Below are 25699 nucleotides of genomic sequence, written 5' to 3'. Positions count from 1 at the left end.
CACGCAAGTTCCATAATCTATCTTATGCGACTTTTGGATATGCCGCCGATAAGCGCGGCGGGCGTGATGCGGAGGCCGACGACGAACCCTGCCTGCGACGAGAACTTTGGCAGTGTCATCGCCATCACTGCAGATACGACAACTCGTCATCGAGGATCAGCGCCTGCCGGGCTGTTGCGTCGAGCGCGCAGCTGTCCGGCGAGCTTGATGGTGTTGTCGATGTGAAGCGCCGGTGTCGGCGTGTCGTTCACGCCGGGAACCTCGCCCGGGAAGTCGCCGACATATTTCAGGCATTCGGCAAGCGCCGCTTTGTCCGAAGCGCGCAGTTTCTCCACGGCTGTCACAGGCGATAAGGTGGCAAGGAGCACACCAACGGCAGCGATTATTCCGCCACCATTCCTTTCCTTGCCGGTTTTGGCGAACACGGGCCGGTCTGGGTCTTGCAGATCGACGCCCATATCGACTGGCGCGACGAGGTGCATGGCGATCGATACGGCTATTCGAGCCCGATGCGGCGGGCGAGCGAGATGGCCCATGTCGCCGGCATGGTGCAGGTCGGCCTGCGCAGCGTCGGCAGCGCACGTCTCGCGGAAATCGAAGCGGCGAGGCGCTATGGCAGCCGGTTCGTCACAGCGCGCGAGGTTCACGCCCACGGCGTCGAAGCCGCTTTGCGCCACATTCCGGAAGGAGCGCGTGTCGTCGTCACCCTGGACTGCGACAGCCTCGATCCCTCGATCATGCCGGGCGTGGCGGCGCGCACGCCTGGCGGCCTCACCTACACGCAAGCGATCGACCTGATCGCGGGGCTCGGCAAGCGCGCTAGGATCGCGGGGTTCGACCTCGTTGAACTCTACCCACCCGCCGATGACGGCCTGTCGGCGCTGACCGCGGCGCGGCTTCTCGTCAATGCGATAGGTGCGATCGTGCGGCAGCCACGCTTGGAGGGCTAGCATCGGAAGAAACCGGAGCTAGAAAAACCCTTCGAGAAATGCCGCCGTCGCGTCCGAGATGCCGACGATCTTGTTCGTCGCCTGGCGGTAGAATTTGAAGCTGAGCTCGGTCTCGGGCCGGCCGTCCTTCCAGTCCCTGAAGCGCTTGAGCTCATTGCGGCCCAGCCGTTTCGTCGCCAAGCCGGTACGGCGGACTGAGACACTGACCCACGGCGTCTGCCGTTCGAGATCGGGACGCCTGGGTGTGGCCTCCGATGAGGTCACGACGCCGCGTGCGACAAGCCCCTGCCCGCCTTCGTTCTCGCTGGCGAACAGGAAGATGACGTCGCCTTCCGCAATGCGCTTGCCGCCATACATGGTCTTCTGGGCGGCGAAGACGAACGTTCTCGCCCGCGTGTCCTCGATCCCGGTCTTGATGGCGTATGCCATGCCCTACCGTTCCCGGCTGAGGACGATCCGGTAGCTCAGGACGCGCCGGGCACCCGGCTCGATCAGCATGACGCCAGGCTTGTCGGTGAACTCGCCGTCGAAATCGACGGGGCTGGCGATGCCGTGCCAGGGCTCGATGCACAGGAAAGGCGCGCCGCCGGGCTTGGACCAGATGCCCAGCTCGTTGAAGCCCTGCCATGACATCTCGATCGCCGGCCCGCGCTCGGCGGCGTAGCGCACGCTATTGCTCACCGGCTTGTCGAGAATGACGGCGTCGTCGACGAACAATTTTTCGGACAGCGGCAGCGTCTTTCCCTCGACCGGCGTCGGTAGTGGGTCCGGCAGCAGCAGGCCGTCCTTCAGGCGGCGGATCGGCGCCGGCTCATGGTTGGCGAAGGTCAGCCGATAGGCTTCCTTGCGCAGTTCCGGCAGCAGCGGCCAGTTGAACGCCGGATGCGCGCCGATCGAGGCCGGCAAATGTTCGCCGCCGGTGTTGGTGATCTCGAACGTCACGCCAAGCTGCTGGGGCGTCAGCTCGTAGCTAATGGCCAAGCGAAAGGCGAAGGGATAGTGCGTCCGCGTTTCGGCGTCATCCGACAGGACCAATGTGCATGAGGTCGGCCCCTGCTCCGCCCAGGCAAAGCGCCGGTCGCGGGCAAAGCCGTGCTGCGTCATCGGATAGGTTTGGCCGCGATGCCGCAGCTGATCGCCCTTCAGCCGGCCGACGATCGGGAACAGGACCGGCGAGTGGCGCCGCCAGGCGGGGCCTGCCTGCCACAGAAGCTCGGTGCCGTCGCCATCGCGTAGCGAGACCATCTCGGCCCCCTGCCCGACGACGGTCGCCGAGATCCCGTCAGCGTGAAGCGTCACCTGTTCCATTGCGTCCTCTTGGCTGGCTGGTTGGGCCGGCAGGCTAGCAAACGGGCGCGCGTGAACTCAAGCACGGCAGGCAGATCCACCTTGGTCGTGGACGCTTTGGGCGCGGTCGACAAAAATGGCCGGAGGTTTCCCTCCGGCCGCGCCGAGGTCAGCAGTGTTGCCTGCTACGGCCCGGGCTATTCGCGCTCGCCGGTGAAATTCAGGAGCAGCTGAAAGATGTTGATGAAGTTCAGATAGAGCGAGAAGGCGCCGAAGACGGCGAGCTTCTGCTGCGATTCCGCATCGAAATTCTCCGCATACTGCTCCTTGATGGTCTGCGTGTCCCAGGCGGTGAGGCCAACGAAGACGGCGATGCCGATCACCGAGATGGCGAATTGCAGCGCGGTCGAGCCGAGGAACAGGTTGACCACGCTTGCGATCACCACGCCGATCAGCCCCATGATCAGGAAGGACGAGAACTGCGTCAGGTCGCGCCTTGTCGTATAGCCGTAAAGGCTGGTGGCGCCGAACATCGTGGCGGCGATGAAGAAGGTGCGCGCGATGCTGGTCGAGGTGAAGACCAGGAACACCGAGGCGAGCGACAGGCCCATGACGGCGCAGAAGGCCCAGAACATCGTCTGCGCGCTCGCCGCGGACACGGTCTGCATCTTGAACGAGAAGAGCATGACGAAGGCGAGCGGCGCCAGCATCACCACCCATTTCAGCGGGCTGGAGAAGATCGGCACGTAGAGCGCCGGCGTCGAGGCCACGAAGAAGGCGACGAGGCCGGTGACGACGAGGCCGAGGCCCATATAGTTGTAGACGCGCAGCATGTGCTTGCGCAGGCCCTCGTCATAGACGGCTCCGGCCTGGACGCCGGTGCCCATTCGGTATCCCAGATTGGGGCTGTTCATTTGGTTCTCCTTGGTTCTCAGTAGAGAGTTCTGGCGAGTTTCTCGGCGGCACGATCGAGGCTGCCGGCGTCGCCGCGCCCGACCACCGCATAGGCGACCTCGCCGATCTGGAAATAGGCGGTTGAGATGTCGTCCGCGGGCGCGACCGTGGGCTTCACGACGTCGAACGTGCCCGGCCTGATGGCGAACAGCGAGACAAGGCCGAGGTCCTCGGTCTGGACCGCCATCTCGACGCTCGGCCCGAATTGAGAGGGATAGACCTGGACGTCGCGGATCTTCCAGTCGTCGGGCAGCGACGGCATGACGATTGCGGTGGCCGCGCGGATCTCGTCGGCATCATAGCCCGGCGCTTCCCGCTGCGACGGCATTGTCTCGCGCATCAAGGTCGTCCGGTGCGCTCTCACCGCATCCTCAACATAGGCCGGCGGCTGCGTCGAGGCGACCACCTTGGTCACCGCGATCGGCCCAAAGATGCCGTTGGCAAGCCAACCCGCCGCGACCAGCACGGCCGCGGCCGCTGCGCGCTGCAGCACGAAAAGCATCCGACCCCTGGCAAGGGCCCTTTCCAGCCGCCGCGCCGCTTCGGTCGTGGCCGGACGCGCCGTGCCGACAGGACCGGCAAGCGCGACGCGCAGTTCGTCGCGCGTCCGCAGATCCGACATCACGCGCGCCGCCGCTTCCGGGCGCGCGGCGAGGTGCGCCTCGACCTCGATGCGGCGGGCGACATCCAGCTGGTCGTCTACATAGGCGTCGAGATCGGCATCGGTTACGGGGTCGACAATGGCGGTCATTGATCGTCTCCCACGATCCTGAGATGCGGCCTGGCTTTCTGCGGCGCGCCCTCCTCCATCTCGCGCAGCGCGGCGCGCGCGCGGCCGATGCGCGACATCAAGGTTCCGAGCGGCACGCCGATGACTTCGGCGGCCTGCTGATAGGAAATTCCTTCGATGGCGACGAGATGGAGCGCGGAGCGCTGTTCCTCGGGGAGCGAAAGAAACGCTTCCCGGACCTGCGACAGGCGCACGGAATGATCCTGCGAGGCCGGCACGCTCTGGTCGGCGACCAGGCCGGCCTGTTCGATGCGCGCCGTCTCGGAGCGGCGCGAGCGCATGCGGTCGATGAAGATGTTGTGCACGATCGCCAAGAGCCAGGCGCGCAGATTACCGCCCGAGCGAAAGGTCGCGCGCCGCTCATAGGCGCGCACCAGCGCGTCATGGACGAGATCCTCGGCATCAGTGCTGTCGCGCGTCAGCGAGCGCGCATAGCGCCGCAGCGAGCCCAACTGCCCGACAATATCGAAGCGTGCCATAGATCGTTTCATGCCCTGTTTACGGAGCATGTAGGGAATTTAATCCCCTGCCCGGCATTTTCTTTATGCATCGGCGGCGCGCTGAGGAAACCGCTGGCGCGGCGGGATCGATTTGCGTATCACTCCGCCGCCATTGGAGTCCTTTTCGATGTTCGAGACCCTGCAGCCCGCGCCCGCCGACAAGATCCTTGCCCTGATCGGCCTCTACCGCAGCGATCCACGTCCGGGCAAAGTCGACCTCGGCGTCGGCGTCTACAAGGACATCGACGGCAGGACGCCGGTGATGCGCGCCGTGCGCGAGGCCGAGAAGCGGCTGCTGGCAAGCCAGGACACCAAGACCTATCTCGGCCTTGCCGGCGACACCGGTTTCAACGCCGCCATGATCAAGCTCGCCTTCGGCGAAAAGGCCGATCATTCGCGCATACGCGCGGCTCAGGCGCCGGGCGGATCCGGCGCGCTCAGGCTGGTGGCAGAGCTTCTGCAGCGCACGCGCGCCGGCGCGACGGTGTGGCTTTCCGATCCGACCTGGCCGAACCATCCGCCGGTGATGCGCGCCGCCGGCCTTGAGGTTCGCAACTATCCCTATTTCGATGCCGCCTCCGGCGCTGTGCGCTTCGACGAGATGCTGGCGACGCTCAGGACGGCCAACAGCGGCGATGTCGTGCTGCTGCATGGCTGCTGCCACAACCCGACCGGCGCCAATCTCGATCTCGATCAGTGGGCGAAGGTCGCCGACGTTCTCCTGGAGCGCGGCCTGCTGCCCTTCGTCGACATCGCGTATCAAGGCTTTGGCGAGGGCCTGGACGCCGATGCCGCAGGCTTGCGGCTCTTGGCCGACAAGGTGCCCGAGATGGTCGTCGCCTCGAGCTGCTCGAAGAATTTCGCCGTCTATCGCGACCGCGTGGGTGCTGCGATGATCATGGCCAAGGACGGCGCGCAGGCCGATGTGGCGATGAGCCAGATGCTGGCGGCGGCGCGGGCGCTTTATTCGATGCCGCCGGATCATGGCGCCGCGGCGGTGCGCATGGTGCTGGAAGACGCCGGCCTGAGGAAAGACTGGGAGACGGAGCTCGAGGAGATGCGGCTGCGCATGCTGAGATTGCGCGTCGCTTTTGCCGAAGCATTGCGCCGGCAGTCCAACTCGGATCGCTTCGATTTCGTCGCCAGCCATCGCGGCATGTTTTCCAGGCTTGGGCTGACGGAGGCACAGGTGGAGCGCCTGCGCACCGATCACGCCGTCTACATGGTCGGCGACAGCCGCATCAACGTCGCCGGCCTGCCGGAGGACGGCATGGACGATCTCGCCAAGGCGATTGTCTCAGTGCTCGACTGAAGTCTCCAACTGCTGTGGACAACCCGTTTCGGCTTCCGACCAGGATTGGTCGGACGCCGGCCGCGGGGTAGGCTCGATCCATGAAGCCCTCGAAAGACATTTCCCGGCTGATCGAGATCATGGCGGCGTTGCGCGCGCCGAAGACCGGCTGCCCGTGGGATATCGAGCAGAACTTTTCGACCATCGCGCCCTACACGCTCGAAGAGGCCTATGAAGTGGCTGATGCTATCGCGCGCGGCGATTTCGACGACCTGCGCGAGGAACTGGGCGACCTATTGCTGCAGGTCGTCTACCACGCGCAGATGGCCGAGGAGATCGGCGAGTTCGCTTTCGGCGATGTCGTCGAGGCCATCACCACCAAGATGATCCGCCGCCATCCACACGTCTTCGGCGACGAGACGGCGCGCAGCGCGGGCATGGCCAAGGGCATGTGGGAGAAGATCAAGGCTGAGGAGAAGGCTGAAAAGCGCAGTGCCCGCATCGCGCGCGGGCTCGATCCGGAAGATCACGGCAAGGGTTATCTCGACAGCGTGCCGGTCGCGCTCCCCGCCCTGACGCGTGCGCTGAAACTGCAGGAGAAAGCAGCGCGCGTCGGCTTCGACTGGAGCGAGGCTGCCCCCATCCTCGACAAGATCGAGGAGGAGATCGGCGAATTGCGCGAAGCGCTTGCCACAGGCGATGCCGCGCCGATCAAGGACGAGTTCGGCGACATGTTGTTTGCCGTCGTCAATCTCGGCCGCCATCTAAAGCTCGATTCGGAAGCGGCGCTCAGCGGCACCAATGAAAAGTTTCGCTCGCGCTTTCACTATGTCGAGCAGGCCCTGGCGGCTTCGGGCGGTTCGCTGGAGAAGGCGACGCTCGACGAGATGGAAGCGCTCTGGCAGCAAGCCAAAAGCGCCAAGTAATCAGCCGGTTAGCTGCCGTTCTTGCGATGCAGGCGGCTCTCGATCTCCTGCCGGGCGCTGCGCGTGGCCGTGAGCGAGAGAGTGATGCTGCCGTCCTCATTGTCAGTGCGCGAAACGATGTCGCCGTTGCGGTACAGCCAGTCGACCTGGCCGAGCTGGGCCGGGCTCAACGTCACCGTCATCGTTTCCAGCTCACCCGACACGCGCGTCTCGATGAGTGCCTTCAGCGTGTCCAGTCCCTCGCCAGTCACCGCCGAAATCGCGATCGGCGGCGACTTGCCGCTCAAGCCCTCCGCGAGCAGCCGCTCGCGATTGCCTTCGTCGAGCAGGTCGATCTTGTTCCAGACCTCGATCACGCGGTTCGTGTCGGCGGCGTCGACGCCGAGATCGGCAAGGATGCGTTCGACATCCTCAGCCTGGGCCGCCGTGTCCGGATCGGAGATGTCGCGCAGATGCAGCACCAGATCGGCCTCGACGACCTCTTCCAGCGTCGCCCGGAAGGCGGCCACCAGATGCGTCGGCAGGTCGGAGATGAAGCCGACCGTATCCGACAGGATGATCGGCGTGCCGTGCGGCAGCCGCACGCGCCGCAAGGTGGGGTCGAGCGTGGCGAACAGCATGTCCTCGGCCAGCACCCCTGCCCCGGTCAGCCGGTTGAACAGCGTCGACTTGCCGGCATTGGTGTAGCCCACGATCGCCACCACCGGAAAAGGCACCTTCTTGCGCTTGGCGCGGTGCAGGTCGCGCGTGCGCCGCACCGTTTCCAGCTCGTGCTTCAGCTTGGTGATCTTGTCCTGCAGGATGCGGCGGTCGGATTCGATCTGGGTTTCGCCGGGGCCGCCGAGGAAGCCGGCGCCGCCGCGCTGCCGCTCGAGGTGGGTCCAGCTGCGCACCAGCCGACCCTTCTGGTAGTTGAGATGCGCGAGCTCGACCTGCAGCGTGCCTTCCTTGGTGCGCGCCCGCTCGCCGAAGATCTCGAGGATCAGCCCGGTGCGGTCGAGCACCTTGGCATTCAGTTCCTTTTCGAGATTGCGCTGTTGAACCGGCGTCAGCGGATGGTCGACAATGACCAGTTCCGCCTTGCGTTCTTTCACGATGTCGGCGAACTCGGCCACCTTGCCGCTGCCGAGCAGCGTCGCCGGACGCGGGTCGGCGACCGTCACCACCGCGGTGTGGACCGGGTTGAGGTCGATGGCGCTGGCAAGCCCTACCGCCTCGTCATGGCGGGCATCCGCCGAGCGGGTCAGACGCGGACGGCTGGTTTCCTCGTCGCCGCGCGGCTGGCGGGTAAGCACCGGCACAATGACAACAGCCCGGGTCGGATCCTTGGCTTCCGGCCCGAGTTGATGTCCTTGTTTTCCGCGAACGCTGCGGTCCGCGTCCTTATCACGTGCCAATCAGGCGCCCTGGCTTTCCTCGCCATCGAACATCTGAACCGGCTGGCTCGGCATGATCGTGGAAATGGCGTGCTTGTAGACGAGCTGGGAGTGCCCGTCACGCCGCAACAACACACAAAAATTGTCGAACGAAGTGACGACGCCTGTCAGCTTCACGCCGTTGATGAGGAAGATGGTAAGTGGATTTTTGCTCTTGCGAACTGAATTCAGGAACAGGTCCTGAAGGTTTTGCGATCGTTCCGCCATTTTTCTTGTCTTTCGCCGATCCCCTTCGGTTTGCAGCCAATGCGCCAAATTACGCGGCACGTGTCAAGCGCGCAAACCCCCTCTTGCCGATACAAAGGCAAGCAGAACGAGATAGTTGAGGTTAACTCCAGTTGTGCGGTTATCAGGCTGGACTTTTTTCCGCAACGTCAAAAAAAGCCTGCCGCAACGAAAGTGTCATAGAGCCAGGATGGCCATTTGCGATTGGCGCACCGTCGATTTCGACCACCGGCATGGCGATTGTGGTCGCCGAACTGATAAACGCCTCCCTGGCAGCCTTGGCCTCAGTGACCGAAAAACCGCGCTCCTCGATCTTGAGGCCGAGCTTGGCGGCGACATCGAAAAGTGTCGTGCGGGTGATGCCGCGCAGGATGCCGTGCTCGGCCGGCCGGGTCACAAGGACGCCGTCCCTTGTGACAATCCAGGCGTTTGACGAGCCGCCTTCCTTGACGTTGCCATCGGCGTCGACGAACCAGGCTTCCTGGGCGCCGGCTTCCTTGGCTTTCTGCTTGGCAAGCACATTGGGCAAAAGGCCCGTGCTCTTGATGTCGACGCGGTCCCAGCGATTCTCAGGCACGGTGATGACCTTGATGCCGGCCTCCACCCGCTTCGCATTCGCCGCCGGATCGGCTTTCCTTGCGGTTATGACCAGGGAAGATTTCGTGCCTGCCGGCGGAAAAACGAACTCGCGGCTGGCGACGCCGCGCGTCACCTGCACATAGACAAGGCCGTTGACCACGCCGTTGCGATTGACCACCTCGCGCAGCAGCAGCGACAAGACGCCTTCCGATACCGGCCAGGCGATCGACAGTTCCTTCAGCGAGCGCTTGAGCCGGGCAAGATGGCGCGGCATGTCGACGATATGGCCGCGCGACACTTCGCAGACCTCATAGACGCCGTCGGCGAACTGGTAGCCGCGGTCCTCGATATGGACGCTGGCTTGGGAATGGACGACATAGCGCCCGTTGACGTAGGCAATGCGCGGCATGGGCATCCTCGGGGAAATATCGGGCTTTCTTAGGCGATTCTGCCTTTGCCGTAATAAACAATCGCGTGGGCCAAGCCGGTCTAGACGCCGAGCGACTTCAGCTTGCGATGAAGGGCCGAACGCTCCATGCCGATGAACTCGGCCGTTTTCGAGATGTTGCCGCCGAAGCGGTTGATCTGGGCAATCAGATAGTCCTTCTCGAACTGCTCGCGTGCCTCGCGCAGCGGCAGCGCCATTATGTGTTGGTCCGACTGATTGGGCGTGCGTGGCATCACGTCGCCGATCTCGGAAGGCAGAAGGTCGGCGGTGATCGGAGCATCGGGATTTTCCCCTCGCGCCAGGATCATCAACCGCTCGACATTGTTGCGCAGCTGGCGAACGTTGCCCGGCCAGTTATGCGCCTGCAGCACGGCCAGCGCATCGTCGCCGATGCGGCGCGGCTTGATGCCGGCCTGGCGTGCGATCTGCTTCATGAAATTGTCGACGAGATAGGGAATGTCCTCGCGCCGCTCGGCGAGCCCGGGCACCATGACCGGAACCACCGCCAAGCGGTGGTAGAGGTCCTCGCGGAAGCGGCCGTCGGCGATCATCGCCTCCAGGTTTTGCGAGGTGGAGGAGATGATGCGGACATCGACCTTGACGCGCTTGGTGCCGCCTACCCGCTCGAACTGCTGCTCGACCAGCACGCGCAGGATCTTGTTTTGCGTTTCGCGCGGCATGTCGGCGACTTCGTCGATATAGAGGATGCCGCGATGCGCTTCCTCCAGCGCACCGACCTTGCGCTCGGTGCCGTTCGATTCGGTGCCGAACAGTTCGATCTCCATGCGCTCGGGCGTGATGGTGGCCGCGCTCAGCGTCACGAACGGGCCGGCCTTGCGCGACGACAGGGCGTGGATGGCGCGCGCCGTCAGCTCCTTGCCGGAGCCGGACGGGCCGACGATCATGACGCGGCTGTTGGTCGGCGCGACGCGCTCGATTGTCTGCCGCAGCTGGCTCATGGCCGACGACATGCCGATCAGGTCGAAGGTCTCGCCGCTGCGCTGCTTGAGGTCGGAGACCTCGCGCCGCAGCTTGGACGTCTCCAGAGCGCGCTCGGCGATCAGGATGAGGCGATCGGCCTTGAACGGCTTCTCGATGAAGTCGTAGGCACCGCGCCGGATGGCCGACACCGCCGTTTCGATGTTGCCATGGCCGGAGATCATCACGACCGGCATGTTCGGGTGCATGGTCTTGATCTCGTCGAGCAGCGCCAGGCCGTCGAGGCGCGAGCCCTGCAGCCAGATGTCGAGGAAAATCAGCCGCGGCGCGCGGTCGGCGATCGCCGCAAGCGCGCTGTCGGCGTCATGCGCCGTACGGGTTTCATGACCCTCGTCGCTCAGGATACCGGCGACAAGTTCGCGGATGTCTTCCTCGTCATCGACGATGAGAATGTCAGACGCCATTACCGACCTTTTCAGTTTCTCGTTCGTGTTCGTTTCGACCTTCACCGCGTGGCGGCGCGGCTACGACCGTCGCCGGCGGCAGGATGATCGAGATCATCGCGCCCCGGCCACCATGGAAATCCGCTGGCGCGTCGTGCAATTCGAGACGGCCGCCATGGTCCTCCACGATCTTCTTGACGATAGCGAGGCCGAGCCCGGTCCCCTTCTCGCGCGTCGTCATATAGGGCTCGAGAAGCCTTTGGCGATTCTCGCGCGGCAGCCCCTTGCCGTTGTCGATAACGTCGATTCGTATGGCGCCATCTTGGCGCCCGGCTTGAATCCGGATTGTGCCGTCCGAACGATCCGCCGGATCAAGTCCATCGATCGCCTCGGCGGCGTTCTTGATGACGTTGCCGAAGGCCTGCGCCATCAGGCGGCTGTCGAAAGTGCCCTTCAACGGCTCGCTGCCGAAATCGCGATCGAAGGCGATGTCGGGGCGGCTGACCTCGACCAGGAAGGAGGCCTCGCGCAGCGACTCACGCAGGTCGATCGCCTTCATCTCCGGCTTCGGCATGCGGGCGAAGGCCGAGAATTCGTCGACCATGCGGCCGATGTCCTCGACCTGGCGGATGATGGTATCGGTGCACTGGTCGAAGACCTCGCGATCCTCGGTGATGACCTTGCCGTAGCGGCGCCTGATGCGCTCGGCCGAGAGCTGGATCGGCGTCAGCGGGTTCTTGATCTCATGCGCGATTCGCCGCGCCACATCCGCCCAGGCCGAAGAGCGCTGCGCCTGGACGAGATCGGTGATGTCGTCGACCGTGACCACGTAGGATTTCTCTTCCTCGCCGTCGTCGCTGGACTCGACGGTGACCTGGACGTTGAAGGTGCGCTCCAGGCCGGCGCGGAAGAAGGTCACCTGCTCGCGGTAGACCGGCTTGCCCGACTGGCGTCCGATCTCGAAGACCCGGCCGACAAGGGGCAGGACCGCCGAAAGGTTCTGGCCGAGCGTCGCACTTGCCGAAATCGCCAGCATGGTTTCGGCCGAGCGATTGACGATGGTGATGATGCCGTAGGGATCGACGCCGATGACGCCGGCGGTGACGCCGGCCAGCACCGCCTCGGAGAAACGCCGGCGCTCGTCGATCAGATCCTTGGCCGAAAGGAGCTCGTTGCGCTGCGATTTGAGCTCGAGGATCATGTTGTTGAAGGTGTCGCCGAGCGAGGCGACGTCGCCGTCGGACTGGCGCACGGGCACGGCGACGTCGAGATTGCCGGTGGCCACCTCGTCGGCGGCGCCGATCAACTGACGGATCGGCCGCACGATCCGGTCGGCAACGGCGATGCCGGTCCAGATCGCCGACAGGATAATGATCAGCGTGAGCGACAGGTAAGGCAATGCAAAGGCGACCTGCGAGGTCCGCCGGTTGTCCTCCAGATTGCGGTATTCATCGGTGTTGCCCTTGACGATCTGGCGCGCCTTGATGACGTCGGGATCGACCAGCCGGATCGTATAGAGGTAAAGCCCTTCGATCTCGCGCAGCTTGATGATGGCGCCCATGATGTTGCGGGTGCGCGGCTCGATCAGCACCGGCTTGCCGGCCGCCGCGGTGTCGACTGCGCCCGCCGGCGGTTCAGGCATGGCGAAGTCGGCGTCGGTCTTGGCTTTCATGACGAACGAGCCGTCAGGATTGATCAGGGCGGCGTGCGCCAGTCCGCGGCCAACGGCTTCCTTGTTCAACAGATCGAGGAAACCACTACGGTCGAGGCCGTAGAGCGTGCGCGAGGCATCGAGATCGTATGCCATCGACAATGTCGTGCCCTGCAGGTTGCGCGCGTTCTCCTGCACATAGGCGTCGGCGATCGACAGGGACGAGTTGACGATCGTCTTGGTGCGGATCTCGAACCAGCGGTCAAGGCCGATGTCGAGCGTGATCGAGGCGATGATCGCCACCATGATGGCCGGGATTGCGGCAACCAGCGCGAACATCGCGACGATGCGCACATGAAGCCGCGAGGCGGCCCTGCCGTGGCGCCGCGCCAGGACGATGCGGCGCACCTCGCGGGCGATCAGCGCGATCAGGAACAGAACGAAGACGGCATTGGCCGCGACCAGGGCCCAGGTCGTGTCGGCGGTCGGCGCGATCGGCGTTGCGCCGACCAGGATAGCAAACGAGATTGCCGCCGTGATCACCGCGCCGGCGATGGCCACCACGCCGGGCAGCGCCAGCAGCCGTCGGCCGTCACGTGTGCCAGCCTGGCTGAAAAGCGGTTGGTTCAGGGTCGGAGCCTCAGCTGCCATATCGCGGTACAGAGTCGGTCATTGCGTCGGATGTATGCAACGCATTGTGGCGATTATGCAACAAGTGTGGCCGAGGACGAAATCTTTCCCCCGTCAATTCGCCAATTATTGCAAGCACGAGGCTGCGCTATGGCTGCCTGGACGACTTGTATACGTTGACGCCAAGCTCGCGGATCTTCTTGCGCAGCGTGTTGCGGTTGAGCCCCAAAAGCTCCGCCGCCTTGATCTGGTTGCCGCGCGTCGCCGTCATCGAGGCCAGCACCAGCGGATATTCGACCTCGGCGAGAATGCGCTGGTAAAGCCCCGACGGGGGTAATTCGCCGGCGAAGGAGGCGAAATAGCGCTGCAGGAAATGCTCGACCGCCTGGCCGATCGACAGATCGTCGGGAATGAGCGCGCCGCCGTCCGGCACGACTGGCCTCTCGCCGGTCTTGAGCTCAGACTCGATGATTTCCGACGAAATCTCGTCCTGCGAGTAGAGGGCGGCCAGCCGGCGCACCAGGTTTTCCAGCTCGCGCACATTGCCCGGCCAGGGATAGCGCTTCATGAGCTCGATGCCGCCGGACGAAATCCGCTTGGTCTGCAGGCCCTCGCTGGCGCCCTGCTTGAAGAAGTGCCGCACCAGGTCGGGAATGTCCTCGGAACGCTCGCGCAGCGCCGGCAGCCTCAGCGGCACAACATTAAGGCGATAGAACAGGTCTTCGCGGAAGAGGCCCTGATTGATCAGCGTGCGCAGGTCCTTGTTGGTGGCCGCGACGATGCGCACGTCGGTCTTGATCGGCGTGCGTCCGCCGACCGTCGTGTATTCACCCTGCTGCAGGACGCGAAGCAGCCGGGTCTGCGCTTCCATCGGCATATCGCCGATCTCGTCGAGGAACAGCGTGCCGCCCTCCGCCTGCTCGAAGCGGCCGCTGGAACGGTTCTGCGCGCCGGTGAAGGCGCCCTTCTCGTGGCCGAACAGTTCCGATTCGATGAGGTCGCGCGGGATCGCCGCCATGTTGATGGCCACGAACGGGCCGCCGCGGCGGCGGCCATATTCGTGCAGCGCGCGCGCCACCAGCTCCTTGCCGGTGCCGGACTCGCCGCTGATCATGACCGTGAGATCGGTCTGCATCATGCGTGCCAGCATGCGGTAGATGTCCTGCATGGCGGCGGAGCGGCCGACCAGCGGCATCGTTTCCGGCTGGTCTTCGGCGCGGGCGTCGAGCTTCGGCCGCTTCGGCTCGGACAGCGCCCGGTTGACGATGTTGAGCAGCTCGGTGAGGTCGAACGGCTTCGGCAGATATTCATAGGCGCCCGTTTCGGAGGCGCGGATGGCGGTCATGAAGGTGTTCTGGGCGCTCATGACGATGACCGGCAGCTCGGGCCGCGCCTTCTTGATGCGCGGCAGCATGTCGAAGGCGTTTTCGTCCGGCATCACCACATCGGTGATGACGAGATCGCCTTCGCCAGCCGCCACCCAGCGCCACAGGGTCGAGGCGTTCGAGGTGACGCGCACCTCGTGGCCGACGCGCGACAGCGCCTGGTTGAGCACGGTGCGGATGGCCGCATCGTCGTCGGCGACCAGAATATTGCCGCGAACGCTCATTTGCGGTCTCCTTCTGCTTCAGCGCCTGAGCCGGGCGAAGTCTCCTTCCAGGCCGGCATCAGGACGCGGAACGTGGTGCCCCGCGCGGTCGAATCGCATTCGATGATGCCACCATGCTCGCCGACGATCTTGGCGACCAGCGCCAGCCCGAGGCCGGAACCATTCGGCTTGGTGGTGATGAACGGATCGAACAGGATCGGCAGGATGTCTTCCGATACGCCGGGACCGTTGTCATGCACGCAGAATTCCAGCGGCAGCGAGACGCGGTCCTGCGTTCCAGGTACGGAAACGCGGATGCCGGGACGAAATGCCGTCGACAGCACGATCTCCCCCTGCGGATCCGATCCAATCGCCTCGGCGGCATTCTTGACCAGGTTGAGGAAGACCTGGATCAGCTGGTCGCGGTTGGCGAAGACCGGAGGCAGTGATGGATCATATTCCTCCAAGATCTTGATTCGCCTAGCAAAACCGTTCTTAGCGATCGCCTTCACGTGGTCGAGAACGACGTGAATGTTGACGGGATAGCGCTCGATCGGCCGCTCGTCGGAAAACACTTCCATACGGTCGACCAGCGAGACGATGCGGTCGGTTTCGTCCGTGATCAGGCGGGTGAGCGCCCGGTCCTCGTCGGAAGCCGAGAGTTCGAGCAACTGGGCCGCGCCCCTGATGCCGGAGAGCGGGTTCTTGATCTCGTGCGCCAGCATGGCGGCCAGGCCGGTGACGGAGCGCGCAGCACCGCGATGCGTCATCTGGCGGTCGATCTTGTCGGCCATCGACCGTTCCTGGAACATCACGACGACGGAACCCGGAAACTCCGGCACAGGAGCGACATAGAGATCGACCATCTTCTCGATGCCGAGGCGCGGCGACGAGACGTCGACGCGGTATTCGTTGACCGGCGCACGGCGCTCGCGCACCTGGTCGACCAGCGTCAGCAGCGGGCTTCCGAAGGGCACCAGCTTGGACAGCGTGTTGCGGGCAAGCATGGTCGCGCTGGAGCGGAAGAAATCCTCGGCATCCGCGTTGGCAAAAGTGATGAAGCCGTCGGGATCGACCATGATCACCGGGCGGCGGATGGTGTTGAGCACGATGTTGGCGGCGTCCGCCACCTGCTGCGGGGCATTGGCCTTCATGCAGCGCTCCGCAGGCTGTCCAACGGCAAGCTGTCGGTGAATACGCGGCGCAATTCGGCGACGATCTCCGCCGGTTCGAACGATGTGAGGATACGTTTGCGCTGCTCGGCGCGAACACCTGGAGCATGGCGGTCAAGATACCAGCCGAGATGCTTGCGCGCCTGGCGCAGGCCGCTTTCGACGCCGTAGAGCGCGAGCATGTCGTCGTAATGCGAGACGACGTAATCGGTTAACTCTTGCGGCGTCAGTGGAATGCCCTGTGTCTTTGCGCCGCCCGCGGCCGTCGCAATACCGCCGGCGATCCATGGCGCGCCATAATGCGCGCGGCCGATCATCACCGCGTCGGCGCCGGATTGATCGAGGATCGCCGTTGCTTCCTCAGGCGAGCCGACATCCCCGTTCGCCACCACGGGAATTGACACGGCTTGCTTGACGCGCGCGATGGCGCGCCAGTCGGCCCTGCCCTGGTAGAACTGACAGCGCGTGCGGCCATGCACGGTCACCATGCTGACGCCGGCCTGTTCGGCGCGCCGCGCCAGCATCGGAGCGTTGAGAGCGCTTTCGTCCCAGCCCAGCCGCATCTTGACCGTCACCGGCACCGAGACGGCGCCGACCACCGCCTCGATCAGGGACAGCGCATGATCGAGGTCGCGCATCAGCGCCGAACCGGCATAACCGCCGGTCACCTTCTTCGCCGGGCAGCCCATGTTAATGTCGATGATATCGGCGCCCTCGCCCGCCGCGATTCGCGCGCCCTCGCCCATATGGGCGGCCTCACGGCCGGCCAGCTGCACCATATGTACCGGCAGGCCGGAATGACGTATACGCAGGTCGCAGCCCGCCCTGCCCTTGGCCAGTTCGCCGCTCGCCACCATTTCCGACACGACCAGCCCCGCGCCATGCGCGTGGGCGCGCAGCCGGAACGGCTCGTCGGTGATGCCCGACATCGGCGCGAGGAAAACCCGATTGCGGATTTTTACCCCGCCGACATCGAGGGGCGATGCCAATGTGGTCAGTTCAGCCATGCACAAAAACCAAGCATGTTCGATCGTTGCACATTCTCTAGCCAGAAGTGTGGCGTTGTGCAACGCGCAATGACGTCACATTAAGGCGCATTTTGGAAAATGCTGGCCTTCGGCCATCACCCCGACTAGGACCGATCGGAATGAGCGAGGCAAGCGAAAAGCAAGCGGCGTCCCCAGGCGGCGGGATCGGAGTGGTGATCGTGGCCGCCGGCCGTGGCGCGCGCGCCGGTCAGGCCGACGGTCCGAAGCAATATCAGCGCATCGGCGGCCGTGCCGTTATCGCCCATACTCTGGATATCTTTCTTTCGCATCCGTTGATCGGCCCGGTTGTTGTCGCCATCCACGCCGACGATGCCGAGCTGTTGCAACGCGCCGCGGGGGCACACGCCGAACGTCTCATCACTGTTATCGGCGGCCCGTCGCGCCAGGCCTCCGTCCGGCTCGGCCTCCTCGCGCTGAGGGACCAGGCACCCGAAAAGGTGCTTGTGCATGACGCCGTGCGCCCGTTCGTCGATGCCGGGCTGATCGATCGCACCATCGAGGCCATCGGGGAGCGCCACGGCGCCCTGCCGGCACTGCCCGTCGCCGATACGCTGAAGCGGGAATCGGCCACCGGCATGATCGACGAGACGGTGTCGAGGGCCGGCCTTCATGCGGCGCAGACGCCGCAGGGTTTTCCGTTCTGGCCGCTGCTTGCGGCGCATGAGAAGGCGCATCATCTGGGCAAGACGGAATTCACCGACGACGCGGCGATCGCCGAATGGGCGCAGATACCGGTCAAGATCGTTCCCGGATCGCCAGACAACGTCAAACTCACCTGGGCAAGGGACATTGCATTGGCCGACGAGCGGCTCTCCAGCGCGCAGCAGCGCTTCCCCGATATTCGGACCGGCAATGGCTACGATGTGCATGCGTTCGAGCCCGGCGACCATGTCACGCTCTGCGGCGTCGCCATTCCCTATGACCGCAAGCTCTCCGGCCATTCGGATGCCGATGTCGGGCTGCATGCGCTGACCGACGCGCTGCTTGCCACCTGCGGCGCCGGCGACATCGGCACGCATTTCCCGCCATCGGACCCGCAATGGAAGGGTGCGGCCTCGAAGATCTTCGTCGAGCACGCGGCCAAGCTGGTGCGCGAGCGCGGCGGCCGCATCGCCAATGCCGACATCACGCTGATCTGCGAGGCGCCGCGCGTCGGCCCGCATCGCGCGGCGATGACGCAGGCGCTTTCGGCCGTGCTCGGCATTGCACCCGAGCGCATTTCGATCAAGGCGACGACCAACGAGAAGCTCGGCTTTGTCGGGCGCGGCGAAGGCATCGCGGCGATCGCCACGGCCAGCGTCGTCTATCCGGGAGAGGTGCCGGCATGAGCAACGCTGAACTTGCAAACGCCCTGCTCCAGGCCTGCCAGCAGCGCGGCATCATGCTGGCGACGGCCGAAAGCTGCACCGGCGGCCTGATCATCGCCGCGCTGACCGACATTGCCGGATCCTCCGCCGTGGTCGATCGCGGCTTCATCACCTATTCCAACGAGGCCAAGATGGAGATGCTCGGCGTCTCCGCCGCCACGCTCGACGCGCATGGCGCTGTCTCGCGCGAGACGGTGCTGGAGATGGCCGCGGGAGCGCTGGCGCATTCACGGGCAAGCCTGTCGCTCGCCGTCACCGGCATTGCCGGTCCCAGCGGCGGCTCGGCGGACAAGCCGGTGGGCCTTGTCTGGTTCGGGATTGCATTGGCCGGACAGCCGGTTGCCACCGAACAGCAATTGTTCGGCCAGAAGGGCCGCGAATTCATCCGGCACGAGACGGTGCGTCACGCGCTGCAGCTCGGGTTGCGGGCGCTTGGCGAGCGTTAGGCCTGCTTCCCTCCATAGATGACGTCGGCGCGCTTCTCGAAGGCTTCCGAGAACATGCGGAAGGCGCGGTCAAACATGGTGCCCATCAGCGCGCCGAGAATGCGGCTCTTGAATTCGTAGTCGATGAAGAAATGCACCTCACAGCCGCCGTCGGCGGGATCGAAGCGCCAGATGTTGCTGAGATATTTGAACGGCCCGTCGATGTATTTGACGTCGATTGCGTTCTCATCGGGTTTCAGCAGGACCTGTGTCGTGAAGGTCTCGCGGATCGCCTTGTAGCCGATGCTCATGTCGGCAACCAGGATGGTGCGGCCGTCCCGCTCCTTGCGCGAGCGCACGGTGAGCGATTCACAGAGCGGCAGGAATTGCGGGTAGGCCTCGATGTCCGCCACCAGCGCGAACATCTCTTGCGGTGTATGCGCGACGCGGCGTGTCGCCTCGAATTTCGGCATTGAAAGTCAGCTGGCCTTCGCGAGCTGCGCCTCGCGCGCCGCGCGCAGCCTGGCGAAATCCTCGCCGGCATGATGCGAGGAACGCGTCAGCGGGCTCGATGCCACGAGCAGGAAACCCTTGGTCTTGCCGATCGTCTCGTAGGACTTGAACTCGTCCGGCGGGATGAAGCGGATCACCGGATGGTGCTTCTTCGAGGGCTGCAGGTACTGGCCGATGGTCATGAAGTCGACATTGGCCGAACGCAGATCGTCCATCAGCTGCAGCACTTCGTTCCGCTCCTCGCCGAGGCCGACCATGATGCCGGATTTGGTGAAGATCGACGGGTCGAGTTCTTTCACGCGCTGCAAGAGCCGGATCGAGTGAAAGTAACGTGCGCCCGGACGGACGGTCAGGTAGTTGGACGGAACGGTTTCGAGATTGTGGTTGAAGACGTCGGGCTTGGCGGCAACGACGATCTCCAGCGCGCCGTCCTTGCGCAGGAAGTCGGGCGTCAGGATCTCGATCGTCGTCGAGGGCGTCGCCGCGCGGATGGCGCGGATGACGTCTGCGAAATGCTGCGCGCCGCCGTCTGCCAGGTCGTCGCGATCGACCGAGGTGATGACGACATGGCTCAGACCCATCTGCTTGACGGCGTCGGCGACGCGCGCGGGCTCGTCCGGGTCAAGGGCGGTCGGAATGCCGGTCGCAACATTGCAGAAGGCGCAGGCGCGCGTGCAGATCTCGCCCATGATCATGAAGGTGGCGTGCTTCTTGTCCCAGCATTCGCCGATGTTCGGGCAGCCGGCCTCCTCGCATACCGTCACCAACTTGTGCGACTTCACGATCTCGCGCGTCTCGGAATAGCCCTTGGAAACCGGCGCCTTGACACGGATCCAGTCGGGCTTGCGCAGCACCTCCTGGTCGGGCCGGTGCGCCTTCTCGGGATGCCGCGGGCGCGGCCGGTTGGCGATCGTGTCTACGACTGTGACCATCTCAAACCCTTCGCGGCCGCGATTTCGCCAGCCGCCTGTCTTTCGTCATCTAGGACTTTTCGCGGCAAAGAAAAAGGCCGGGGCGGCGCATGCCGCCACGGCCGTTTTCGCATAGCAGGCTTCGTTCAGCGACGCATTCGCGCGCCTTACCGGCGAACGAGCCGCCCGACGAAGATCAGCAGGCAGGCGCCGATGAAGCCGGTGATCAGATAGGCGACCCAGCCGACGCCGAACGACTGGATGTTGAGAGCCTGCAGGATCGCGTTCAGCACGATCGCGCCGACGATGCCCATGATGATGTTCATGAAAATGCCGGTGTTGCTCTTCATGACCATCTCGGCGAGCCAGCCCGCCAAGCCGCCGACGATGATGGCTGCGATCCAGCCGACGCCATTCAAATGCATGTGCCAGTTCCTCCTCGATCAGGTGAAAATGCATCCGGATACGAACCGCCTTGCCGTCAGCTATCTCCGGCTGCCGCGTGTGAGTCTCGCCTGACCAATCTAGCACGGATCGGCCGTCTATCACCGATCGGCGATCTATCACCGATTGGTGATCTGTCGCCGGGCGGTGATTTGTCATGCGTTCAAAGCGCGGCCATAGGCGTCGAGCACGCTCTCCTTCATCATCTCCGACAGCGTCGGATGCGGGAAGATCGTGTGCATCAGCTCTTCCTCGGTCGTCTCCAGGTTCATCGCCACGACAAAACCCTGGATGAGCTCCGTCACCTCGGCGCCGACCATGTGCGCGCCGAGAAGCTGGCCGGTCTTCTTGTCGAAGATGGTCTTGACGAAGCCCTGGTCCTCGCCGAGCGCGATGGCCTTGCCGTTGGCGCTGAAGGGGAAGCGGCCGACGCGAATATCCTTGCCTTCCGCTTTGGCCTTCGCCTCGGTCAGGCCGACGGAGGCCACCTGCGGGTTGCAATAGGTGCAGCCGGGGATCTTCAGCTTGTCGATCGCGTGCACGCCCGGGAAATTGGCGATCTTCTCGATGCAGACGACGCCTTCATGCTCGGCCTTGTGGGCGAGCATCGGCGGGCCGGCGACGTCGCCGATGGCGTAGACGCCGGGCACATTGGTCTTGCCATAGCCGTCGACGACCACGCAGCCGCGGTCCGTCTTCACGCCGAGCGTCTCGAGGCCCAGGTTTTCGATGTTGCCCTGCACTCCGACGGCCGAGATCATGCGGTCGGCGGTGATCTTCTCGACCTTGCCGTCCTTCATCTCGACATGCGCCGTGACCGAGTTGGCGCCCTTTTCGACCTTGGTCACCTTGGCTTCGAGGATGATCTTCATCCCCTGCTTCTCGAATTGCTTCTGCGCGAATTTCGAGACTTCGGCGTCCTCGACGGGCATGACCTGCGGCAGCAGCTCGACCACCGTCACGTCCGCGCCCATGGTGCGGTAGAAGGAAGCGAACTCGATGCCGATGGCGCCTGAGCCCATCACCAGCAGCGACTTCGGCATTTCCTTCGGCACCATCGCCTCGAAATAGGTCCAGATCAGCTTGCCGTCCGGCTCGATGCCGGGCAGCGCGCGCGGCCGGGCGCCGGTCGCGAGAATAATGTGCTTGGCGGTATAGGTGCCCTCGCCCTTGACGCCTTTCGGCACCGGCGGCTGCGGTTCCATCGCCTTCTTCGCCGTCTTCGAAACGACGACCTCGCCTGGCTTGGACAGCTTGGCCTCGCCCCAGATGACGTCGACCTTGTTCTTCTTCATCAGGAAGCCGACGCCGGTGTTCAGCCTGAGCGACACTTTTCGCGAACGGTCGACCACGGCGGCCGTGTCGGCGCTGACCTTGCCGCCCTCGAGCTTAAGCCCGTAATCCTTCAGGTGATCCGAATAATGCATGATCTCGGCCGAGCGCAGCAGCGCCTTGGTCGGGATGCAGCCCCAGTTGAGGCAGATGCCACCCAGATGCTCGCGCTCGACGATCGCCGTCTTGAAGCCGAGCTGGGCGGAACGCACCGCCGTAACATAGCCGCCGGGGCCTGAGCCGATGATGATGACGTCGTAGGATTCAGCCACGGGGTTTTCTCCCTGATCTTTCTGAAGGCTAGAATGAGAGCATCACGCGCACGAGCGGCGCCAGCGCCTTGCCGATGTTGCGCGTGTTCTCGGCATCGAGGTGGACGCCGTCGAGCGGCGTGGTGACGGCCACCGTGCCGGCGTCGAAGAAGCCGCAGCTGGCCTCGTCGGCCAGTGCTGAATATTGCGGCGCCAGACGCTTGGAGGCGTCGTCGCCGCCGGCGAACATTTCCTTGAATTCGGCATTGTCGGTGCGCGTCACCACCGGCGGCGCGACGATGAGGATCTGCGGTGCGGGCCAGTCGAACGGATAGTCATGGCCGCGCACGATGTCGATCAGGCGCTGGATGCCCTGTTTGGCTGCGACCGGATTGCCGTGGATCCATGGCTTCATGTCGTTGGCGCCAAGCATGATGATGATCAGGTCGAGCGGCGAATGGCTGGTCAGGATCGTCGGCAGCACACGGGCGCCATTGCGGTCCGCGCCGGCCAGATGGTCGTCGAAGGCCGTGGTGCGGCCGTTAAGGCCTTCGGCGATGATCTGGATATCGTCGCCGAGCTCGGCCCCGAGCACGCTCGGCCAGCGGTCCTGCAGCGCATGGCGCCCGAGGCTGGCGGCGTCATAGCCCCAGGTGAGAGAGTCGCCGTAGCAGAGAATCGTCTTCATGCTTTTGCCACACCCCTGCCGTCAAAGGTCGACCAGGCCGCCAGCGCGCGATCCGCCCGACGGAAAGAACAGGGCGAAAAGGCCGGTGAAGAATTTCCGCACCGCCTTTTCCCGTCCTACACCAGCATGCCCATCGGGTTTTCGATCATGCGCTTGAAGGCGCCGAGCAGTTCGGCGCCGAGCGCGCCGTCGACCGCGCGGTGGTCGGTCGAAAGCGTCACTGACATCACCGTGGCTATCTTGATCTCGCCCTTCTTCACCACCGCCCGCTCCTCGCCCGCGCCGACGGCCAGGATCGTCGCATGCGGCGGGTTGATGACGGCGGCAAAGTCCTTGATGCCGAACATGCCGAGATTGGATACCGCCGTCGTGCCGCCCTGATATTCTTCGGGCTTCAGCTTGCGGCTCCTGGCGCGGCTCGCGAGATCCTTCATCTCGTTGGAGATGACCGACAGCGTCTTTTCATCCGCATGCCGGATGATCGGCGTGATCAGGCCGCCGGGGATCGACACGGCGACGCCGACATCGGCGTGCTTGTGCTTGACCATGGCGTTCTCGGTCCAGGAGGCGTTCGCATCCGGCACCGCCATCAGCGCCATCGCCATCGCCTTGATCACCATATCGTTGACGGAGAGCTTGTAGGCAGGAACCTCGCCCTTGTCGGTCTTCCTCATGGGTGCTGAGGCATTCAACTGCGTGCGCAACGCAAGCAGCGCATCGAGCTCGCAGTCCAGCGTCAGATAGAAATGCGGGATGGTGGACTTCGCCTCGACCAGGCGGCGCGCGATGGTCTTGCGCATGTTGTCATGCGGGACGAGCTCGTAGGAGCCTTCGGCGAACAGCTTCAGCACCTGGTCGTCCGACATCGGCTTGGGTGCCGGCGCCGGAGCGGACGGAGCGCCGGCCGGCGCTTTCGCGGCAGGCGCCGCCTTGGCGCCGCCGGAAGAGATCGCCGCTTCGACATCGGCCTTGACGACGCGGCCATGCGGGCCGGTGCCGGTCACGGCGGAAACATCCACGCCCGCATCCTTGGCGATGCGGCGAGCCAGCGGCGACGCGAAGACGCGGTCGCCGGCGGCGTGGCCGTTGGCGACGGGAGCGGGCTCGGCCTTCGCCGGCGCAGGCGCCGCGGCCGCTGCTGCCGGCTTGGGTGCTTCCTTGGGGGCTTCGGCCTTCGGAGCGTCCGCTTTCGGCGCTTCGGCCTTTGGCGCGGCGCTGCCACCGCTCTTGGCTGCGGCGCCGGCATCCTCGCCCTCGCCGGCCAGGATGGCGATCAGCGCGTTGACCTTGACGCCTTCGGTGCCGGCCGGAACCACCAGCTTGGCGACCGTGCCTTCATCGACGGCTTCGACTTCCATCGTCGCCTTGTCGGTTTCGATCTCGGCGATCACGTCGCCCGGCGAAACCTTGTCGCCTTCCTTGACCAGCCATTTCGACAAATTGCCCTCTTCCATCGTCGGAGAGAGAGCCGGCATGGTGATGTTGATTGGCATGATGTCCTCCCGACCGGCTTAGCGATAGGTCACGGCTTTGACGGCCTCGACGACCTCGCCGACATTGGGCAGCGCCAGCTTTTCGAGGTTCGCCGCATAAGGCATCGGCACGTCCTTGCCGGCGATGGTGATCACCGGCGCGTCGAGGAAGTCGAAGGCGCGCTGCGAGACCTGGTTGGCGATATGGTCGCCGACCGAGTTCTGCGGAAAACCTTCTTCCACCACCACGAGACGGTTGGTCTTCTTCACCGAGGCGATGATCGTGTCGAAGTCGAGCGGCCGGATGGTCCTGAGATCGATGATCTCGGCATCGATGCCCATGCCGCGCAGCTCGGCCTCCGCCTTGACCGCATAGGTCATGCCGATGCCGAAGGAGACGAGGGTGACGTCCTTGCCCTGCTTGTGGATGCGGGCCTTGCCGATCGGCAGCACGAAATCGTCGAGCTTCGGCACATCGAAGGAATGGCCGTAGAGGATCTCGTTCTCGAGGAAGATGACCGGGTTCGGATCGCGGATCGCTGCCTTGAGCAGGCCCTTGGCGTCGGCCGCCGTGTAGGGCATCACGACCTTGAGGCCGGGGATATGGCTGTACCAGGCGGCATAGCATTGCGAGTGCTGCGCGGCGACGCGGGCGGCAGCGCCGTTCGGGCCGCGGAAGACGATCGGCGCGCCCATCTGGCCGCCGGACATATAGAGCGTCTTGGCGGCCGAGTTGATGATCTGGTCGATCGCCTGCATGGCGAAGTTGAAGGTCATGAACTCGACGATCGGCTTCAGGCCGGCCATCGCCGCACCCACGCCGACGCCGGCAAAGCCGTGCTCGGTGATCGGGGTATCAACCACGCGCCGTGGCCCGAATTCCTGCAGCAGGCCTTGCGTGATCTTGTAGGCGCCCTGGTATTCGGCGACCTCCTCGCCCATGACGAAGACGTCGCCGTCGCGGCGCATTTCCTCGGCCATGGCGTCGCGGAGCGCCTCGCGCACCGTGGTGGAAGCCATTTCGGTGCCGGCGGGAATGTCCGGGTCGGCCACTACTTCCGTCTTCGGCGCGGCGGCGACAGGGGCCGGGGCCTCGCTCTTGGCGGCAGCGGGCGTCGGCGCAGGCGCGGCTTCAGTCTTGGCAGGTTCTTCCTCGCCGATGCCTTCGCCGGCCTTGTCGACGTCTTCGCCGTCGACCGCGAGCACGGCGATCACCGCATTGACCTTGACGCCTTCGGTGCCGGCGGGAACGACGATCTTGGCCAGCGTGCCTTCGTCGACGGCTTCGACCTCCATCGTCGCCTTGTCGGTCTCGATCTCGGCGATCACGTCACCGGCGACGACCTTGTCGCCCTCGTTCTTCAACCATTTGGAAAGATTGCCCTCTTCCATCGTCGGTGAGAGCGCGGGCATGAGAATTTCGATCGGCATGTCCTTG

Annotated in this window: 25 protein-coding genes and 1 pseudogene; 5 read left to right on the top strand and 21 right to left on the bottom strand. The window is 64.5% G+C overall.

Annotated elements, in window-relative coordinates:
* Nucleotides 1-146: 146 nt before the first annotated feature.
* On the bottom strand, nt 147-458 hold the full coding sequence (locus EJ068_RS31655; protein ID WP_127253939.1) for a hypothetical protein: 312 nt from the start codon (nt 456-458) through the stop codon (nt 147-149).
* Here EJ068_RS31655 and EJ068_RS31650 point away from each other — a divergent pair.
* A pseudogene (locus EJ068_RS31650) lies at nt 393-950 on the top strand (arginase family protein); the annotation flags it as partial. The gene EJ068_RS31655 and the pseudogene EJ068_RS31650 sit on opposite strands and share 66 nt — an antisense overlap.
* Nucleotides 951-968: 18 nt before the next feature.
* Here the strand turns inward: EJ068_RS31650 and EJ068_RS31645 are convergent.
* The 5 genes from EJ068_RS31645 to EJ068_RS31625 all read right to left on the bottom strand — a co-directional run bounded on the left by EJ068_RS31645 (nt 969) and on the right by EJ068_RS31625 (nt 4460).
* Complete coding sequence (locus EJ068_RS31645; protein ID WP_127253938.1) at nt 969-1379, bottom strand: hypothetical protein; 411 nt, start codon at nt 1377-1379, stop codon at nt 969-971.
* 3 nt (nt 1380-1382) lie between these two features.
* Nucleotides 1383-2258, bottom strand: coding sequence for an aldose 1-epimerase family protein (locus EJ068_RS31640; protein ID WP_127386111.1), 876 nt, complete (start codon nt 2256-2258; stop codon nt 1383-1385).
* Between the two features lie 176 nt (nt 2259-2434).
* Entirely contained in the window at nt 2435-3151 is a 717-nt protein-coding gene (locus EJ068_RS31635; RefSeq protein WP_127253901.1) for a Bax inhibitor-1/YccA family protein, read from the bottom strand.
* Between the two features lie 17 nt (nt 3152-3168).
* Nucleotides 3169-3942 (bottom strand): anti-sigma factor, encoded by a 774-nt coding sequence (locus tag EJ068_RS31630; protein WP_127386112.1) that lies wholly within the window; start codon nt 3940-3942, stop codon nt 3169-3171.
* The gene (locus EJ068_RS31625; RefSeq protein WP_245463299.1) at nt 3939-4460 is read right to left on the bottom strand and encodes a sigma-70 family RNA polymerase sigma factor; all 522 of its coding nucleotides are present in this window, start codon (nt 4458-4460) and stop codon (nt 3939-3941) included. Before EJ068_RS31625 ends, EJ068_RS31630 begins: the two co-directional genes overlap by 4 nt.
* Before the next feature lie 148 nt (nt 4461-4608).
* Here EJ068_RS31625 and EJ068_RS31620 point away from each other — a divergent pair, with 148 nt between their 5' ends.
* Complete coding sequence (locus EJ068_RS31620; protein WP_127253368.1) at nt 4609-5793, top strand: amino acid aminotransferase; 1185 nt, start codon at nt 4609-4611, stop codon at nt 5791-5793.
* 80 nt (nt 5794-5873) lie between these two features.
* Nucleotides 5874-6698: a nucleoside triphosphate pyrophosphohydrolase gene (gene mazG / locus EJ068_RS31615; protein WP_127253367.1), complete on the top strand. Its 825-nt coding sequence runs from the start codon at nt 5874-5876 to the stop codon at nt 6696-6698.
* A gap of 8 nt (nt 6699-6706) precedes the next feature.
* On the opposite strand, the gene hflX is transcribed toward mazG, so the two are convergent.
* The 8 genes from hflX to dusB form a co-directional block, all read right to left on the bottom strand.
* The gene (hflX, locus tag EJ068_RS31610) at nt 6707-8095 is read right to left on the bottom strand and encodes a GTPase HflX (RefSeq protein ID WP_127253366.1); all 1389 of its coding nucleotides are present in this window, start codon (nt 8093-8095) and stop codon (nt 6707-6709) included.
* A complete protein-coding gene (gene hfq / locus EJ068_RS31605) occupies nt 8096-8341 on the bottom strand; it encodes an RNA chaperone Hfq (protein ID WP_006202172.1) in 246 nt (81 codons plus the stop codon).
* 142 nt (nt 8342-8483) lie between these two features.
* Nucleotides 8484-9347 (bottom strand): D-amino-acid transaminase, encoded by an 864-nt coding sequence (locus EJ068_RS31600; RefSeq protein ID WP_127253365.1) that lies wholly within the window; start codon nt 9345-9347, stop codon nt 8484-8486.
* An 80-nt stretch (nt 9348-9427) separates the two neighbouring features.
* Nucleotides 9428-10789 carry a sigma-54 dependent transcriptional regulator gene (locus tag EJ068_RS31595; protein ID WP_042642304.1) on the bottom strand — a complete coding sequence of 454 codons (1362 nt, stop codon included), beginning with the start codon at nt 10787-10789 and terminating at the stop codon, nt 9428-9430.
* Nucleotides 10779-13070: a PAS domain-containing sensor histidine kinase gene (locus EJ068_RS31590; RefSeq protein ID WP_128298257.1), complete on the bottom strand. Its 2292-nt coding sequence runs from the start codon at nt 13068-13070 to the stop codon at nt 10779-10781. The genes EJ068_RS31595 and EJ068_RS31590 overlap by 11 nt, the downstream gene beginning before the upstream one ends.
* 127 nt (nt 13071-13197) lie before the next feature.
* Complete coding sequence (ntrC, locus tag EJ068_RS31585) at nt 13198-14658, bottom strand: nitrogen regulation protein NR(I) (RefSeq protein ID WP_042642300.1); 1461 nt, start codon at nt 14656-14658, stop codon at nt 13198-13200.
* Complete coding sequence (locus EJ068_RS31580) at nt 14655-15791, bottom strand: nitrogen regulation protein NR(II) (RefSeq protein ID WP_127253062.1); 1137 nt, start codon at nt 15789-15791, stop codon at nt 14655-14657. Before EJ068_RS31580 ends, ntrC begins: the two co-directional genes overlap by 4 nt.
* Nucleotides 15788-16816 carry a tRNA dihydrouridine synthase DusB gene (dusB, locus tag EJ068_RS31575; protein ID WP_127253060.1) on the bottom strand — a complete coding sequence of 343 codons (1029 nt, stop codon included), beginning with the start codon at nt 16814-16816 and terminating at the stop codon, nt 15788-15790. The genes EJ068_RS31580 and dusB overlap by 4 nt, the downstream gene beginning before the upstream one ends.
* Nucleotides 16817-16956: 140 nt before the next feature.
* On the opposite strand from dusB, the gene EJ068_RS31570 reads away from it, so the two are divergent.
* Nucleotides 16957-18186 (top strand): bifunctional 2-C-methyl-D-erythritol 4-phosphate cytidylyltransferase/2-C-methyl-D-erythritol 2,4-cyclodiphosphate synthase, encoded by a 1230-nt coding sequence (locus EJ068_RS31570; protein WP_127253058.1) that lies wholly within the window; start codon nt 16957-16959, stop codon nt 18184-18186.
* On the top strand, nt 18183-18671 hold the full coding sequence (locus tag EJ068_RS31565) for a CinA family protein (protein WP_127253056.1): 489 nt from the start codon (nt 18183-18185) through the stop codon (nt 18669-18671). Before EJ068_RS31570 ends, EJ068_RS31565 begins: the two co-directional genes overlap by 4 nt.
* Here the strand turns inward: EJ068_RS31565 and EJ068_RS31560 are convergent.
* From EJ068_RS31560 to EJ068_RS31530, 7 genes are all read right to left on the bottom strand, one after another.
* Entirely contained in the window at nt 18668-19123 is a 456-nt protein-coding gene (locus EJ068_RS31560) for a type II toxin-antitoxin system RatA family toxin (RefSeq protein WP_127253054.1), read from the bottom strand. The two genes, EJ068_RS31565 and EJ068_RS31560, sit on opposite strands and share 4 nt — an antisense overlap.
* 6 nt (nt 19124-19129) lie before the next feature.
* Nucleotides 19130-20095, bottom strand: a complete 966-nt coding sequence (gene lipA / locus EJ068_RS31555) for a lipoyl synthase (RefSeq protein ID WP_127253052.1) — start codon at nt 20093-20095, stop codon at nt 19130-19132.
* Nucleotides 20096-20241: 146 nt separating this feature from the next.
* On the bottom strand, nt 20242-20499 hold the full coding sequence (locus tag EJ068_RS31550; RefSeq protein ID WP_042642286.1) for a GlsB/YeaQ/YmgE family stress response membrane protein: 258 nt from the start codon (nt 20497-20499) through the stop codon (nt 20242-20244).
* A 174-nt stretch (nt 20500-20673) separates the two neighbouring features.
* On the bottom strand, nt 20674-22122 hold the full coding sequence (gene lpdA / locus EJ068_RS31545) for a dihydrolipoyl dehydrogenase (protein WP_127253050.1): 1449 nt from the start codon (nt 22120-22122) through the stop codon (nt 20674-20676).
* 28 nt (nt 22123-22150) lie between these two features.
* Nucleotides 22151-22789: an SGNH/GDSL hydrolase family protein gene (locus tag EJ068_RS31540; RefSeq protein ID WP_127253048.1), complete on the bottom strand. Its 639-nt coding sequence runs from the start codon at nt 22787-22789 to the stop codon at nt 22151-22153.
* Nucleotides 22790-22905: 116 nt separating this feature from the next.
* Nucleotides 22906-24282, bottom strand: a complete 1377-nt coding sequence (locus EJ068_RS31535; protein ID WP_129554976.1) for a pyruvate dehydrogenase complex dihydrolipoamide acetyltransferase — start codon at nt 24280-24282, stop codon at nt 22906-22908.
* An 18-nt stretch (nt 24283-24300) separates the two neighbouring features.
* A complete protein-coding gene (locus EJ068_RS31530) occupies nt 24301-25692 on the bottom strand; it encodes a pyruvate dehydrogenase complex E1 component subunit beta (RefSeq protein WP_127253538.1) in 1392 nt (463 codons plus the stop codon).
* Nucleotides 25693-25699 lie beyond the last annotated feature (7 nt).

The organism is Mesorhizobium sp. M2A.F.Ca.ET.043.02.1.1 (assembly GCF_003952405.1).
Lineage (GTDB): Bacteria > Pseudomonadota > Alphaproteobacteria > Rhizobiales > Rhizobiaceae > Mesorhizobium.
Note: the sequence above shows the minus strand (reverse complement) of the source record. Positions and strands in the feature narration are given on the sequence as shown.

Excerpts from the sequence above, each read along its gene's own strand:
- EJ068_RS31655 (WP_127253939.1), bottom strand. The coding sequence starts at position 458 with ATGGGCGTCGATCTGCAAGACCCAGACCGGCCCGTGTTCGCCAAAACC.
- EJ068_RS31645 (WP_127253938.1), bottom strand. The coding sequence starts at position 1,379 with ATGGCATACGCCATCAAGACCGGGATCGAGGACACGCGGGCGAGAACG.
- EJ068_RS31640 (WP_127386111.1), bottom strand. The coding sequence starts at position 2,258 with ATGGAACAGGTGACGCTTCACGCTGACGGGATCTCGGCGACCGTCGTC.
- EJ068_RS31635 (WP_127253901.1), bottom strand. The coding sequence starts at position 3,151 with ATGAACAGCCCCAATCTGGGATACCGAATGGGCACCGGCGTCCAGGCC.
- EJ068_RS31630 (WP_127386112.1), bottom strand. The coding sequence starts at position 3,942 with ATGACCGCCATTGTCGACCCCGTAACCGATGCCGATCTCGACGCCTAT.
- EJ068_RS31625 (WP_245463299.1), bottom strand. The coding sequence starts at position 4,460 with ATGGCACGCTTCGATATTGTCGGGCAGTTGGGCTCGCTGCGGCGCTAT.
- EJ068_RS31620 (WP_127253368.1), top strand. The coding sequence starts at position 4,609 with ATGTTCGAGACCCTGCAGCCCGCGCCCGCCGACAAGATCCTTGCCCTG.
- mazG (WP_127253367.1), top strand. The coding sequence starts at position 5,874 with ATGAAGCCCTCGAAAGACATTTCCCGGCTGATCGAGATCATGGCGGCG.
- hfq (WP_006202172.1), bottom strand. The coding sequence starts at position 8,341 with ATGGCGGAACGATCGCAAAACCTTCAGGACCTGTTCCTGAATTCAGTT.
- EJ068_RS31600 (WP_127253365.1), bottom strand. The coding sequence starts at position 9,347 with ATGCCGCGCATTGCCTACGTCAACGGGCGCTATGTCGTCCATTCCCAA.
- EJ068_RS31595 (WP_042642304.1), bottom strand. The coding sequence starts at position 10,789 with ATGGCGTCTGACATTCTCATCGTCGATGACGAGGAAGACATCCGCGAA.
- EJ068_RS31590 (WP_128298257.1), bottom strand. The coding sequence starts at position 13,070 with ATGGCAGCTGAGGCTCCGACCCTGAACCAACCGCTTTTCAGCCAGGCT.
- ntrC (WP_042642300.1), bottom strand. The coding sequence starts at position 14,658 with ATGAGCGTTCGCGGCAATATTCTGGTCGCCGACGACGATGCGGCCATC.
- EJ068_RS31580 (WP_127253062.1), bottom strand. The coding sequence starts at position 15,791 with ATGAAGGCCAATGCCCCGCAGCAGGTGGCGGACGCCGCCAACATCGTG.
- dusB (WP_127253060.1), bottom strand. The coding sequence starts at position 16,816 with ATGGCTGAACTGACCACATTGGCATCGCCCCTCGATGTCGGCGGGGTA.
- EJ068_RS31570 (WP_127253058.1), top strand. The coding sequence starts at position 16,957 with ATGAGCGAGGCAAGCGAAAAGCAAGCGGCGTCCCCAGGCGGCGGGATC.
- EJ068_RS31565 (WP_127253056.1), top strand. The coding sequence starts at position 18,183 with ATGAGCAACGCTGAACTTGCAAACGCCCTGCTCCAGGCCTGCCAGCAG.
- EJ068_RS31560 (WP_127253054.1), bottom strand. The coding sequence starts at position 19,123 with ATGCCGAAATTCGAGGCGACACGCCGCGTCGCGCATACACCGCAAGAG.
- lipA (WP_127253052.1), bottom strand. The coding sequence starts at position 20,095 with ATGGTCACAGTCGTAGACACGATCGCCAACCGGCCGCGCCCGCGGCAT.
- EJ068_RS31550 (WP_042642286.1), bottom strand. The coding sequence starts at position 20,499 with ATGCATTTGAATGGCGTCGGCTGGATCGCAGCCATCATCGTCGGCGGC.
- EJ068_RS31540 (WP_127253048.1), bottom strand. The coding sequence starts at position 22,789 with ATGAAGACGATTCTCTGCTACGGCGACTCTCTCACCTGGGGCTATGAC.
- EJ068_RS31535 (WP_129554976.1), bottom strand. The coding sequence starts at position 24,282 with ATGCCAATCAACATCACCATGCCGGCTCTCTCTCCGACGATGGAAGAG.
- EJ068_RS31530 (WP_127253538.1), bottom strand. The coding sequence starts at position 25,692 with ATGCCGATCGAAATTCTCATGCCCGCGCTCTCACCGACGATGGAAGAG.